This is a genomic window from Bradyrhizobium frederickii (assembly GCF_004570865.1).
In the GTDB taxonomy this organism is placed as follows: Bacteria; Pseudomonadota; Alphaproteobacteria; order Rhizobiales; family Xanthobacteraceae; genus Bradyrhizobium; species Bradyrhizobium frederickii.
The window spans coordinates 268,159-281,545 of sequence record NZ_SPQS01000008.1 but is presented as its reverse complement, the minus strand read 5'-3'; the positions used below and the strand labels follow the sequence as shown (position 1 = coordinate 281,545).

The window sequence follows — 13,387 nt, the reverse complement described above, 5'->3', positions numbered from 1 at the left end:
GCATTGCGGCGTAAGGGACAAAACCGTACCAGGATAACAACACTCCAGCTGTAGCGAAGGCCGCGCTCGCGTTCATTAATAGTCGTCGTGGATGGAACCGGACTTGATTGGAGAGCGGGTATGATAGACACCGACGAAGGGCCGCTACAATTCGACATTCCCGACCATGTGTTCGGACCAGAGCGAACGCTTTTGCAGGCTTTCAACCTTTGGTTCAATCCGGAGGTACACCGCAGAGTAACGGCAGGCACGCTCAAAATTCCATTTCACTTGCGGTGCGCTCAGGTGCTTTTTAGATCGAGGCAACCCCCGGAGGTACGGTTCAACGGCGAGATCAGCGGGGCGTTTGAGATAGAGACCACAAGGGCGGTCAAGGCTGGTGATCCCGTTTACTCATCCGACATCGCCAAATTTCAGCGGTACGAACTAGACCTTGCCGACGCCGACGCCGGCCATCTGACCGTTTATAAGCACGACGATGGAAAGTGGCAGATCTTCTTCGATTTCCAACAGAATAAACGAAGTGCCGCAGACTTGGTCGCATCGGCAGAGCAATTCGCGGCCACTGCAGAGTTTGCATTGTCGCAGGGTCTTCAAGGTCCCTTCATCGATAACTTATACAATTCGTCGGAATTGCTGGCCAGGGCAAGGCTGATCACAGCGGCCCACGAAGACGAGGTCAGAACTCATCGCACGGTCGGAGCCAAGATCAACTGGTGGTCAAAGCTTGGCAACGTTGACCGACGCTTTGTCGAGCTGTTCAATGAACTCTCGCGTGTAAGAGAGCAGGCCCGATACCGCGCCGCCGCGCCTGTACTGAAAATTGAGAATCCAATTGAGCGAGTTCGTGCCGAGATTGTTTCACTGCGAGACCGGTTATCGCGTTTTAGCGATGATCCGTAACGCGCCCCAGGTCCACATCACTGCGTGCCGAAACATGCGACTTCCCCGACAGCATACGATCCTGCATTACCAAGCGCGTGGATTAGGGGTGAACACAACATCAGTTGCAGACACGGACGTCAGATTCGTGGTCGCTCCGGATTGTCCGTTCGTGACCAGCCGCGTGCAGCCGTTGAGGGCCATCGGCGGGCTTAACATGAAATTTCCGGCAATGTTCACGCCGGACAGGGAGAACAGACCCACGCAGTCGACGCCACCAACAACTGAGCGCGCTCTCACCATGCCCTTGGAAATATCCGTGGGGATATTGAGGGTAACAGGATTGATGACCTGCTCGGTGTGGAAGCCGACGATGTCGACGAACCCGCCGTCGATTGCGAGGCCGTTGGCCCTGGGACCTCCAGAACCGGAAGAAAAGCCGGATACGTTTAGATTGTGGACCAGGACCTGTGTCGAACCATAGTTGATGTAGACCTGCGCGCCGCCAGCGCCTCCGCAGTTCGCATCCGACTTACCGCCCTTGAACTCGACGCTGTCCAACAGAATGTAGGTCGCGCCGCCGTAGCCTGTCTCATATGTGACGCCGCGCCCGCAGCCGCCTGGATAGATCGCCATGCGGCGCATCCCGGCCTCATGCTGCGCGTTGTTGGTGTAGACCACCGAGCGCGAAGAATTGCCGTTGGTGCCGACGACATTGAAGATCTGGAAGTCTTCCAGCAGCGTTCCGAAACACGCGAGATGGCTCGTCTTGTCGCAAAGCTCCCACTGATTTGCACCAGCGGAGAACGTGTCGCAGAACTTGATGACGGTAGTGTAGTTACCTTGCCCCTTTACCTTCACGCCATAGGGCGAGACCAGCGCCGCGGTTCCGCTGCAGCCCACCATCGCGGTGCCCTTGGCAAGCAGCACCAGTCCGCCGAGCGCGCCGCCGAGATCGGAGCGAGTGTTCGTCTTGTAATAAGCGAAGCTCAGCGCATTTTGCAGCGTGGTGAAGTTGTCGGTGGCTGTGCCATCGGTGCCGTCCCAATCGAACTTGACGCCCATCGCGCGCGCGTCGAGGCCTTCCGCCGGGAAGACGATCTGAAACTTATTGCCGACTGCGTCGGTGAAAGAGCCCGTCGGGGTGGTAACAGTTGCGATGGTGTAAGTCTTGGATCCGGAGCAGCCCGGAATGGTGCTACCGATCGAGAGCACATCGCCAGCGGCATACCCGGCCGACGAGGTGAACGCCGGGGTTATGGCAGTGATAACGCCGCCTGCCACGCTGACCGATCCCGTCAGACCTCGTCCGGAGCCACCGTCGAGGTCCACACCGTAATAGGTGCCATTGGTGCAGCCGGAGGTGCCGTTCGTCGTGATCGAACCGGTCAGCGCGCGGGTATCAAGGAACGTGCCGGCGATCTTTTTGAACGTAGCCCCGCCGCCATCGCCGGCAGAGGCGTGACCTGCTGTCACCACTCCGTCGAAGTCCGATAGGTTCAGCGTCTGCGCGAGGGCGCGGGAGGCGACAATCGGAGATGCCGCAACGAAGCTTGTCGCGCAGGTCGGGCAACTAATAACGCCAGTGACGGCATCGAGGACAATCGGAGAGGTTGCCCCGGTCGCCACCGTACCGGATTGCGTCGGCCATTTGATGGTCGGAGTTCCGGCTGCGGCCTGGGCGCTGATGGTCGCCTGCCCGCTGGTCGAGCCCTTGTAGACAACCGAGTTGACGTTGATCGTGTTGAGATCTAGCGAACTCGACAGCATCGACGCGATGAGCTGCGAGAACGGGATCGCCTGCGCGGGCCCGGTCCCTGACTGGGTCCGGCCGATGACGGTCCCTGACGGCACGGTTGGGAAGGTCTGGGCCGCGGCGATGACTGGCAGCACTAGCGACGCGACAAGCGCTGCAGCGGGCGCAAGCCTCTTGAAGGAATGAGCGAGCATCGAAACGATAGCCTGAATTGAACGAGCGCCGGTGAAGGCGTTCGTCAGTTCCGGGGTGTCGTCTTCGCGGCCCGGTCGTCTCCTTTCTGGTGCCGTATCGAGCGCGAGGCTCGGGGCGGTTCACTGATGCAGCCTTGTCCTTGCGGGGCTGTACGCGTTACGCAACGAAGTGGCGGTTCAGTCTCCCAAGGCGAACCGCCAAGCCTTGATGAAAGGGCTCACGCAAGCCCCTGGAGCCTCACAATTTCACGTCGACCCCGGCGGCCGCGACCCAAGGTGCGGTCTCCAGGAAGCGCTCGAATGCCTTCAGTGCGAGCACAGCATCTTTCTTTGTCCAGCCAGCGCCGTCGAGAATTCGCAACTCGATCCCTGATGCCGCGCTCGACGATGTGCCGGTGGTGAAGTCGGTCTGCTTGGTGCCTTGGAGCCCGCGGGCAACAGCGATGAAATGATCGGCCATGGTCGGTGTCCTAAAGCAGGCGGACGCGATTACCGATCGGCAAGAAGCCGGCCGGGATCAGCGGTCGCGCGAGATCCTGAATTGCGCGCATCCAGTCGCTGCTGCGCTTCGCCCGCGCGCGCTCGAGAGGCGTGACCGATACGGTGACTTGCCGCTCTTCGTTGCTCTTCGGGTCGACGACGTCGATTTGATATTCGAACATGTTCAGAAGCCTTTCCGTTCGCCCTTGATGCCGTTTGAGAGCACGACGTTTGCTGTGGTCATCAGCCGGACCGCCTCCGCGTCGCCAGCGAGAAAGCGCTTTGAGAACGCCGGATCATTCATGTGTCGAGTCCGCCAGTCCGAAACCATGCGGTATTCTTCCTTGGTGACGCCGGCGCCCTCCAACGCTTCGCGGACCACGCCATCGGACAAGCCAAGACTGCGCATCCAGGACGCGCCCTCGGCGAGGCGCTTGGAGTCGCCGTCGGGGATCGTGTCGGCTCCGAGGATCACGCCATTCATGGCGTTCTCGATTTCATCCCCGCCTTTTCCCAGCACGCCATGCAAGTCGTTCCACTGCTGCGTCGCTGCCACGTCGCCCGACAAGAGCTTGGAGCCGAATTCAACGTTACTCGAGAGAACGTCGATCTGCGCACGCGCCTCGGCTGGGGTCGCCGGCGTCTGGGTCTGATCGGTCATGCGGCCTCCGAAGTGTGAGATTTGAGCGCGTCAAAACGGTCACGCAGGAGGCCGACGAAGTACGCGCCGGCACGGCGGAGCGCGGTGGCCGCGGGTTCGATGGAAGGCCTATCGTGCGCCAGTAGCGCGTGCGGCGGCCGCGCGCCGGGCAGGAATGCATTCGGCTGGCCGTGCTTGAACATCTCGCCGGCGAGCAGAGCATCGATCGCGGTCGGGTTCGCGACACCGCCCACCAGGATGTCTACGGTCTTGAAGTCGACCGGATGCGGGACGATGCCGATGGGAAGTTGCCGCTGCAACTCCTCCGAAAGTGTCCCGAGCCTGATGCGCAAGCCAGCCGCTTTTTCCAGATGTTCGGCCAGCTCGACGCCAACCCGCGTCCACTCCTCGGCTGTCGCCGCGAAATCGCGCAGTTGCTGGTCGCGGGCAGCCGCCTGGTAAGCAAGCTCCGCCTCGTTGTCCTGGCGTTGCGCCAGCTGCAAGGCCGCGCGTAGCTCGGCAACAGCCGTTCTGGCGGCCTCGATCCTGCTGCGGTGGCCAGCCAGCTTATCCGCTGCCCCAGGCTCTCGCTCGGCCGCCTGGAGCGCGTATTCCGCCCCCTGCGCCTCGAGCTCGGCCAGCGCTCCAAGGGCGCAATCAAGCTTCTCCCGAACCGCCGGCGCGCGCGGCACCGATGCGTCGACTTGCGGCGGCGAATGCTCTACGGCGGCTTCGCTGGATTTCTTGCGGAACATGCTCACAATCCTCACGCTGCCTCGCTCTGGTGCTGATCCTGCCGACGCGCCGCGGCGACAGCGTCCTCCAGCCGGCACCGGATCCAGTCCGAGACCGTGCGCCGATCGCGCGCGGCGATTTCTTTCACTTGCTCCTCAAGATCAGGCTTGACCCGCGCGCCGATCATCTTCGTGTTTGCCATCACTTGCCTCTGATGAACTGTGTTCGACACCATCGTGATTTGCGGATTGCTAGCAACGCACCACAAATTTTCCGGTGGCGGGTTGGCCGCGGATGCCTTCTTCGCCGGGCGCCGCTTCCGAGGTCGCCAGCGCGACCGCACGCGTTCCGCCCGCTCGGGGTCCTCCACAATCACCGCGAAGGCGATGCGCATGCCTAGAGCGTCCAGAAGGGCTTGGAGCGACATTTCACCGAAGCCCCTCATCGGTGGGTCGGCGAGCAGCTTACTCACATAGCCCCCTTGCAGGCCCGTGATGCCGTCGAGCGTCTCGTGGCTCAGGTCGAGCTCATCACGCCGGTCGCGGACGACCTGTAGCAACTGCTCGCGCGATGCGATGATGCGCGGTCTCATGTCAGACGATGCTCAACAATGTTTGCGAAAGATGGCGGCCGAAATTTTTGGAGGCCGCCGCGAAAGAGAACGGGCAGGTACAAATCGGATAGCGCGTGGGATTTTCCCCCCACCCCCTCGATCCTGGATTTCATCAAGCCAACGCCTGGCTATCTGGCAGCCGATCGGTTGGCTCGCGTGCACGCGCGTCGGCTTCCAAGAGTGTTGAAGTTCATGAGAGAGCGCGCGCGAAAACCCCTTTCCGAACGGCGCCACATGATTGGGACAGATCGGATCACGATCGCTGTTGGGCAGCACGATCAGTGCCTTACCGCTTGATCGGGGTGTGTCACGCGGCCGTGGGAAGCGCATGGGAAACGCATGCCGGCCTCGACCGTAACCGAGGTAACAGTTACTTCTTCGGCCAGGCTGCCTCCGCCCGACGAAACAGATCCGCGGGTAATACAGCAGCCCGGGCCTCCAATCGACGGCGTCCGCGGCATGCTTCTTCGCGTTACGGCATGCTTGCGGATAACGAGGTGTTTTTCGCCTTGAGCAATTGCCTATGCCGTGAGGCAAGCGTGCAGCACGCGTGCAGGCGTGCAGCTTGCCTATGGCTAGGCAGAGGAGTGGGCTACACGGGTAGCTGCACGTAGCTGCACCCGAGCAACACGCTAGCTGCACGATACCTGTCATTGCTTCACCGCCAGTCGGGAGGCAGGGCGAGAGGGGCGGCCATAGTTCTCGATGTGGACCTTGCCGGCGCTGAACAGACGCGCCATAGCATCTTTGAAATCGGCCTTCCGGAAGCCGAGCCTTTTGGCGTCGGGATCGTCGGCGAAGGCTGTCGGGGCATAGTTCGGCGCCGTTGGTGTCGCGCTCACGTTGCGACCTTGTCCGGCGAAGCGCCTGAGCAGGTCGAGGAATGTCTCTTCGGTCTTGGCCTCCCGCGCGAGCTTGTCGAGGCTGGAGGCGCCGCCCTCGGGCAGGAACAGGCCGCGCTGGTAGCGCAGCACGAGCGTCTCACCGCGGGGCCCATACTGGTTCTTCTTGAATTCGAGCTCACGGAGGTCGTTGTCCGCCTGCTCTCCATCCTCGCCCTTGACGCCCTTGAGGTACTGCCGGAAGCGGAAGGCGCCATGCCAGGCGGTCGAGCCGGACAGGCCAGATCCTGAATTGATACCCTGAAGGCTCGGATGGCTGAGAACGGTCACCGACCCGTCGGCGACCTTGGCAAGGGCCTGCATGTGCATCGCGAAGGCATAGACCTGCACCCGGTCAATCTCGTTGCCCGAGAAGGCTCGAGAGAGCGTGTCGATCGAGATGTTTCTCGGCTTGATGTCGCCAGCTGCCTCGTAGAGACGGCGGTAAAGGGCGGTCAGCTCCACCTTTCCGCTTTTGGTCGGCGCGACCAACGTAGCGTCTTGCCCGAGCAGCGGGAGCACGTGCAGTCCGCCATCGGTCAGATCCCTGAAGGTCACGCCGTAATGCTGGGCGATCGCTGCGAGGCGGATGTGGATTTCGTCTTGGTCGTCCTCGGCGCCGAGATAGAACGCGGGCCCGGGCTCCGGGAGCGTCCCCAGCCAGTCCTTCGCGGTGACGTGGGCGACGTTCTTCATCAGCTCGATTATGCTCTTGCCGGTGCCGCCCTCCCCACTGAACAGGCCGGCCTGCCGCAGTGGCACGCGATCCTTGATCGCCCACTTGCGCTCGGGAATGGCCCTGCCATCCCAGCCCGTCATATCAAGCCAAGGCAGATTCTCTGCTGCACCCACGTGCGCTGGCGCTGCCGGTGCGACGTCATTGTAAGCGTCAAAGGAATCGACGGGAGGCGGCTCGTCGGCCGGTGACATTTCGCGCTCGTAACCCAAGTCTTTGAATACCTGGAGGGCCATTGCCCGATTTGGAGGGCTCAACATCAGGCGGCCTCCAACATCTCGAGCAGCGCGGGGGCGTCGTCCGGATGATTGCGAAGCCAAGCCGTCAGCCGCTCGGGATCGCCCACTCTCATGACATAGCGGAATGCGTCGACAGTGGATTGCGCCGGTCGGTGAGGCAGCTTCTGAGCCACGACGACCTGCTGCACGGGAGGCAGCTCGCCAGTCCAGCGATGGCGGTCCCGTTCGTCGGCCATCTCCCAATCGCGAATCAGTCGCGCCGCATAATCCGAAGGCACTTCCGGCGGCGGCGCGAAGTACTCACTCATCAGGCGCTGCACCTCGTCCTGGCCGATCTCGTCGACGACACCCCACAGCCCTGCATGCCGTTGAACGCAGTCGACCGCGTCGATTTTCTCCAAGATGCCATCGAGCCACCAGCCAACATAGTCGTGGCAGAACTCTTCGAATGCGGCGACAATGCTCATTCTTCATCGCCCCCGTCGAGCAGGCCAAGCTCCTGGGCCTTTGCCAGCGCCTTGTTGATGGCCTTCACGAGGTCCGGCAGCCGCGTCACCTTGATTGCGACGCCCTTTGCCGTGGGGACGAGCTTCCCTTCCCTGCTCATCGCGTGCTTGCGCACATTGATCAGGTTGTGGCCCTGGTAGGTCGACAGCTCGGTGATGATCGCGTCGTGGCGGCGGTTGGCCCAAAACTGGTCGACGACGACCCGCTCGGCGAGCTCCGTCTTGCGTGCTCCCATGGTCAGGCCGCCGTCTCAGTCATGCGAGATGCAAGCCAGCGACGATTTTCGCCGATCGTCACGCCAATGCGGCGAGTCGAGATCCTTACAAATTGGGGGCCCTTGCCATCACGCAACAGGCGTTGCCCTGTGCTGCGACTGAAACCATTGAGGCGGCACCACTCATCGAAGGAGAGCATCCGAATGTCGGATAATGCGAGGTCGTCGGTCACGAAACGCTCCCTGAGCATCTAAGATGCCAAAGGAGTATTCAGCGCGGGCAAGGCTGTAACCGTAAAATAACTCCGCCCTCAATCTTTCAACCACCCTTCATCGCGCGCGCGAACCTTGGCGTCGCGAAACAACTGACGGACACGTTCCATCTCGGCTCGTCCGATCTTCTCCGGTGCGATCCCGAAGTAGGTCTCGGCGTACCAGCGGTAGAAGGCCTCCTTCCCCGCCTGCGGGTTGCCGAGGAGCCACGACTGCTCCAAAGCAACGAGCTCGGCGCGCGTGAAGTAGTCTTCCCGTTTGCGGCTCTTTTCCCCCGCGTGCCGCGGATCAGATACGAACTTGGAAGGAGGCCTGCCCATCTCATTCACTCGACTTGGCGGAGCTAGATGACGTTCTCGCCGTCCAAAATCGCCAGCAGGTGCGCCTCCCATTTCTGCAGGGCGTCCGCGATCTCGGGGCCGTAATCGTGGTGATCGTAAACCCCACCGATGCCGGACTTGTGGCCCGAATGATTCAGCACTAGCTCGGCGATGTGCGGCAGAACACCAAGCTTTCCCATTCGAGTGCGAACGGTCCGGCGAAGATCGTGCAATCGCCATGGCGCCAACGCTTTCGCCTCAGCAACGGCGATGCGCGTATTGAGAGCCATCATGCAATACGACCAAGCGCAAAAGCCTGAAGCGCCACCGCCAAATAGCATGTCGCAACTGTTGCGCCGGTGAATCTTGTCGATGATCGCCATCGCAGTTGCCGGCACCTTCAGCTCGTGCGGCCGCTTGCTTTTTGTCCGCTCCTTCGGCAGCAGCAGCTTACCGGTGCTCCGGTCGATTTCAGACCACCGCAGCGAACCGATTTCATCACGGCGACACGCCGTCAGCAGCAATAGCCGAACGATCCGTCCGAAATCGTCGTCGAGGCAGTGCCTCCAGATGCTGCGAATTTCGTCGTCGGTCAGCACACGATCGCGCGGGGCCTGCCCATAAACCGGATTGTCAGTTCCGATTGTCGGGTTGGCCTTTACGCCGAGGCCCTGGCGCATGCACCACGCATAGAACGTCGATATGGCGCCTCGGGCTCGAGCTGCCGAGGTCGGTCCGTGGTCACGGATTAGGTCGCGGATCAATTTGGCGACGTCCTCGAAGGTCACCTTGGCAACGGGCTTCTTCTGGAGAGGCCCGCAGTGCCGGCGCAGATATCGCTCCTCGGCAATAAACGTGTTCCGCCGCAGTGACCCAGCCGCCAGCCGTGCTTCCTGTGCAGCGAGGTACTGTTCCGCAGCCTTTTCAAAGGTGAGCGCGTCCGCGGCCTGCTCTGCACGGCGGCTGGCCTCCTCAGCGTCTGGATCAATGCCGAGCTCGACCTGGGCGAACTTTTTCCGAGCGATGCCGCGTGCATCCTCAAGAGTGACTTTCCGGATATCGCCGAGGCTCTTGCGCCGCTGGTCGATCCCCACGCGGTACTGGACCACGTAGGATGCCTTCCCGGGCCGCAGCCGAACGCCAAAGCCCGGCAGGTCCGGATCCCAGGCGATATGGTCGGCCTTTCCCGCCGGCAGACTGAGCCGCCGCACATAGGCATCGGTGAAGCGGATGCGATCGTCGGAAATCTTGAGCATGGGAAGCAGTCCATCCTTTTTTGGGAAGCACGGGGGACGCAAACCGATGACCAATAGTGACGTTAGGTGAACCAAGCCGCCACGTGCTTCTGGCCGTAAGCCATTGAAAACTGTGGATTTTGAAGCCTAGTGAATGCTTCTGACTGCTGACGCTATCTGATAGCCGGAGATCGAGAGAACGTGTCCGAGCCCCGAGATGAACATCGCGTCGTTGACGGGCGCGGAGATCGCATCGCGCCGCCCGGTGAGCAGCGCGGTCGCGATCGCACGGTTGTCGCCCTCGAGCGTTGCACGGATGCGGGCGTCGATCGCGTCACGCAGACCTTGCATGAAGGCGGCGTAGCGCAGCCGCAGGCCGCCGGCGTCCGGCGGCACTGACGTCGTGATCGCGCCCATCACGAAGCCGGAGGCGCCGATGCCCTGAAAGAACATGTCGCGCGAGAAGTCGTAGCTTCCCGGGCGCACCGGCGAGAGCGGCGGCATCAGCCGCGCTTTCAATTGAACGAAGCTGCCGACCTCGGGCGCAGTGCCCTTGCGCACCGACAGGCGGACGCGATCGAGCCTGACGTCGCTGCGCTGCGCCTCCATCGCGGTGACGCGCAGCACGAAGCGGTCGGTGCGCTCCCGGATATCGCGCGTCTCGACGAAGCCCGACAGCGACACCGAATAGAGCGGCTTGGCCAGCACGGTATGGGCGATGCGTGCCGTCTTCCAGGTCGCCCCGGCAAAGCCGGAAGCGACCGCCGCAATCATGATCGCCGGCGCGAACAGCCGGCTCCGCCGCAGCAGGATCGCGCCGAGCAGCAGCGCGGCCGCCGTCGTCGCGACAACCCACAGCACCGGTTCATGATCGGCGGCGAAATAGAGTGCGATGCCGCCGCCAAAGGCGACCGGCACCCACGGCAGCAGGCGCCCGGGACCGGCCTCGGCGCGGGCCCATCCGCGGAGCGTTTCGACGATCGCCGGCCAGATGCCAAAACCCGCCGGCGCAAAGCCGCCAGCGGGCGCGGCGCGGCCGACCGGCCACGTCCCGGCAATACCCTGGGACCGTACTGGCCGGCCCGGCTCCGCCATTCCCCTGCACCTTACGCGACGCGATAGGCGCCAAGGCTACCGGAACGTGCAGGCGGGCGAATAGCGGTACAGATCAGGAACGCGAGAAGGCGCCCCTACTTTTCCTCTTCCATCGTCACGGCCACCGACGCCTTGGCGGACAGCCGCACCTTGTTGCCCTCGACGTCGGCAACGAGGCCCTTGTCGATGAAATGATGATGGCCCTTGTGGCTGCCCTCACCGCTGTCCTTCTTGGTCAGCTTGATGCGGTTGCCTTCGACCTTGTCGACCGTGCCGACATGGACGCCGTCGGCGCCGATGGCGGGTTCCTTGTTGGACCCACGCCAACGCAGCGAGAGAACTCGGGTTCTTATCCTGCTGTCATTCCGGGGGGCGCCACTTGGCGCGAGCCCGGAATCCATAACCACGAGCTGGGGTTATGGATTCCGGGCCTGGCCCGTCGGGCCATCCCGGAATGACAAAACTACGAAGATTGCGCCAATCAGATCAGCGGCGCCTGCGACGAGGCGTGGTGGTTGACGATCTTCCACTCGCCGTCCTCGCGGATGATGACCCAGCTCATCTTGACGATGAGATCGTCGCGCTCGCCGGCGAGATCGAACGAGATGGTCGCGGCCATGTTGATCAGGTCCGGGCCGGCCTGCGTTGTGGTCACGTCGGAGAACACGGCGCTCGGCTGGCGCCAGCGCGGCAGGCCGTTGAAATAGTCGGTAACGCCATCCCGACCCCGGTAGAGCTTCGGGTTGGAGCCGAAGAAGAACGCGTTCTTCGAATAGAGCGACGAGAGCGCGGCCGCGTCGAGCGTCGCGAAGCCGGCGCACCATTTCGCGATGATGGCGGAAACGATGTCGTCGGCCTCCGTGCTCATGCGTGCCTCAACCCTTCGCGACTTCCTTCGCGAAGGTATCGCGCAGGCCGATGGTGCGCGAGAACACCGGCTTGCCCGGCGTCGAGTCCTTGTCGCGCACGAAATAGCCCTGGCGCTCGAACTGCATCGGCTCGGTCGAATTGCTCTCGGCCACCGCTGCCTCGATCCGTGCATCGGACAGGATCTCGAGCGAGTTCGGATTGAGATCGGGCGCGAAGTTCGAGGCGTCCGGGCTCGGATTGGCGAACAGCTGGTTGTAGATGCGGATTTCCGCAGGCTTCGACGTCGCGGCCGGCAGCCAGTGCATGGTCGCCTTGACCTTGCGGCCGTCGGGCGCGTTGCCGCCTCTGGTCGCGGGGTCATAGGTGCAGCGCAGCTCCACGACCTCGCCCTTGTCGTTCTTGATCACGCCGGTGCATTTGACGAAATAGGCGTAGCGCAGCCGCACCTCGTTGCCCGGCGACAGGCGGAAGAACTTCTTCGGCGGGTTCTCCATGAAGTCGTCCTGCTCGATATAGAGCTCGCGGCCGAATGTGATTTTCCGCGTGCCTGCCGAGGGATCATCCGGGTGATTGATCGCCTCGAGCTCCTCGGTCTGCCCTTCCGGATAGTTCTCGATCACGACCTTGAGCGGCTTCAAGACCGCCATGCGGCGCTGCGCGGTGCGGTTCAGCTCCTCGCGAATGCAGAACTCCAGCATGCCGACATCGACGACGCTGTTGGCCTTGGCAACGCCGATGCGCTTGACAAATTCGCGCAAGGCGGCCGGCGGCACGCCGCGGCGGCGCATCCCCGCCATGGTCGGCATGCGCGGATCGTCCCAACCCGCGACATGGCCGTCGCGGACGAGCTGGGTCAGCACGCGCTTGGACAGCAGCGTGTAGGTGAGGTTCAGGCGCGCAAACTCGTACTGATGCGGCTTGGACGGCACCGGCAGCTTCTCGATGAACCAGTCGTAGAGCGGCCGGTGGTCTTCGAACTCCAGCGTGCAGATCGAGTGCGTGATGCCTTCGATCGCGTCCGACTGGCCGTGCGCATAATCGTAGCTCGGATAGATGCTCCACTTCGTGCCGGTGCGCGGATGGTGCGCGTGCAGGATGCGGTACAGCACGGGATCGCGCAGGTTGATGTTGCCTGCGGCCATGTCGATCCTGGCCCGCAGCACGCGCGCGCCGTTCGGGAATTCGCCGGCCTTCATGCGACGGAACAGGTCGAGGTTCTCCTCCACGCTGCGGTCGCGAAACGGGGAGTTCTTGCCCGGCTCGGTCAGCGTGCCGCGGGAGGCGCGGATCTCGTCCTGGGTCTGGTCGTCGACATAGGCGAGCCCGTCGCGGATCAGCTGCTCGGCCCATTCGTACAGGCGGTCGAAATAGTCCGAGGCGAAGAACAGGTTCTTGCCCCAGTCGAAGCCGAGCCACCGCACGTCGGCCTGGATGGAATCGATGTATTCCTGCTCTTCCTTGACCGGATTGGTGTCGTCGAAGCGCAAATGGCAGCGGCCCGGAAACTCCTGGGCGATGCCAAAATTGAGTGCGATCGACTTGGCGTGGCCGATATGCAGGTAGCCGTTCGGCTCCGGCGGGAACCGGGTCACGATCTCCCTGTACTTGCCCTGGTCGAGGTCGGCCTGGATGATGTCACGAATGAAATCGCGCCCAACCTCAGCTGCCACCGGTTCTGTCATTACGAAAATCCTGTCGGGAAATCAGCGGTCCTTCT

At 62.6% G+C, this 13,387-nt stretch carries 16 protein-coding genes and 1 pseudogene; 1 reads left to right on the top strand and 16 read right to left on the bottom strand.

Annotated elements, in window-relative coordinates; genetic code table 11:
- The first annotated feature begins 120 nt into the window (after window positions 1-120).
- Window positions 121-903, top strand: coding sequence for a HEPN domain-containing protein (locus tag E4K64_RS16520; RefSeq protein WP_135164448.1), 783 nt, complete (start codon window positions 121-123; stop codon window positions 901-903).
- Window positions 904-969: 66 nt separating this feature from the next.
- On the opposite strand, the gene E4K64_RS16515 is transcribed toward E4K64_RS16520, so the two are convergent.
- The 16 genes and pseudogenes from E4K64_RS16515 to E4K64_RS16440 form a co-directional block, all read right to left on the bottom strand.
- Window positions 970-2,832, bottom strand: coding sequence for a hypothetical protein (locus E4K64_RS16515; protein WP_135164447.1), 1,863 nt, complete (start codon window positions 2,830-2,832; stop codon window positions 970-972).
- A gap of 238 nt (window positions 2,833-3,070) precedes the next feature.
- A complete protein-coding gene (locus tag E4K64_RS16510; RefSeq protein ID WP_135164446.1) occupies window positions 3,071-3,292 on the bottom strand; it encodes a hypothetical protein in 222 nt (73 codons plus the stop codon).
- Between the two features lie 10 nt (window positions 3,293-3,302).
- Entirely contained in the window at window positions 3,303-3,494 is a 192-nt protein-coding gene (locus E4K64_RS16505; protein WP_135164445.1) for a hypothetical protein, read from the bottom strand.
- Window positions 3,495-3,496: 2 nt separating this feature from the next.
- Window positions 3,497-3,973, bottom strand: a complete 477-nt coding sequence (locus E4K64_RS16500; protein ID WP_135164444.1) for a hypothetical protein — start codon at window positions 3,971-3,973, stop codon at window positions 3,497-3,499.
- Window positions 3,970-4,707, bottom strand: a complete 738-nt coding sequence (locus E4K64_RS16495; protein ID WP_135164443.1) for a hypothetical protein — start codon at window positions 4,705-4,707, stop codon at window positions 3,970-3,972. The genes E4K64_RS16500 and E4K64_RS16495 overlap by 4 nt, the downstream gene beginning before the upstream one ends.
- Before the next feature lie 11 nt (window positions 4,708-4,718).
- Window positions 4,719-5,279, bottom strand: coding sequence for a hypothetical protein (locus tag E4K64_RS16490; RefSeq protein ID WP_135164442.1), 561 nt, complete (start codon window positions 5,277-5,279; stop codon window positions 4,719-4,721).
- 671 nt (window positions 5,280-5,950) lie between these two features.
- Window positions 5,951-7,153: an AAA family ATPase gene (locus E4K64_RS16485; protein ID WP_167772047.1), complete on the bottom strand. Its 1,203-nt coding sequence runs from the start codon at window positions 7,151-7,153 to the stop codon at window positions 5,951-5,953.
- 23 nt (window positions 7,154-7,176) lie between these two features.
- A complete protein-coding gene (locus tag E4K64_RS16480) occupies window positions 7,177-7,623 on the bottom strand; it encodes a hypothetical protein (RefSeq protein ID WP_235884684.1) in 447 nt (148 codons plus the stop codon).
- Window positions 7,620-7,898, bottom strand: coding sequence for a PC4/YdbC family ssDNA-binding protein (locus E4K64_RS16475; RefSeq protein ID WP_135164440.1), 279 nt, complete (start codon window positions 7,896-7,898; stop codon window positions 7,620-7,622). Before E4K64_RS16475 ends, E4K64_RS16480 begins: the two co-directional genes overlap by 4 nt.
- Before the next feature lie 2 nt (window positions 7,899-7,900).
- The gene (locus E4K64_RS16470) at window positions 7,901-8,110 is read right to left on the bottom strand and encodes a helix-turn-helix transcriptional regulator (RefSeq protein WP_235884683.1); all 210 of its coding nucleotides are present in this window, start codon (window positions 8,108-8,110) and stop codon (window positions 7,901-7,903) included.
- A gap of 78 nt (window positions 8,111-8,188) precedes the next feature.
- Entirely contained in the window at window positions 8,189-8,470 is a 282-nt protein-coding gene (locus E4K64_RS16465) for a hypothetical protein (protein WP_135164438.1), read from the bottom strand.
- A 23-nt stretch (window positions 8,471-8,493) separates the two neighbouring features.
- Window positions 8,494-9,726 carry a tyrosine-type recombinase/integrase gene (locus tag E4K64_RS16460; protein ID WP_135164437.1) on the bottom strand — a complete coding sequence of 411 codons (1,233 nt, stop codon included), beginning with the start codon at window positions 9,724-9,726 and terminating at the stop codon, window positions 8,494-8,496.
- A gap of 150 nt (window positions 9,727-9,876) precedes the next feature.
- Window positions 9,877-10,800: pseudogene (locus E4K64_RS16455) on the bottom strand (ComEC/Rec2 family competence protein); the annotation flags it as partial.
- A gap of 95 nt (window positions 10,801-10,895) precedes the next feature.
- The gene (locus tag E4K64_RS16450; protein ID WP_209311967.1) at window positions 10,896-11,132 is read right to left on the bottom strand and encodes a DUF2171 domain-containing protein; all 237 of its coding nucleotides are present in this window, start codon (window positions 11,130-11,132) and stop codon (window positions 10,896-10,898) included.
- Window positions 11,133-11,281: 149 nt separating this feature from the next.
- Window positions 11,282-11,668 (bottom strand): nuclear transport factor 2 family protein, encoded by a 387-nt coding sequence (locus E4K64_RS16445; RefSeq protein WP_135164436.1) that lies wholly within the window; start codon window positions 11,666-11,668, stop codon window positions 11,282-11,284.
- Between the two features lie 7 nt (window positions 11,669-11,675).
- Window positions 11,676-13,352 (bottom strand): glutamine--tRNA ligase/YqeY domain fusion protein, encoded by a 1,677-nt coding sequence (locus tag E4K64_RS16440; RefSeq protein ID WP_135164435.1) that lies wholly within the window; start codon window positions 13,350-13,352, stop codon window positions 11,676-11,678.
- Between the last annotated feature and the right edge of the window lie 35 nt (window positions 13,353-13,387).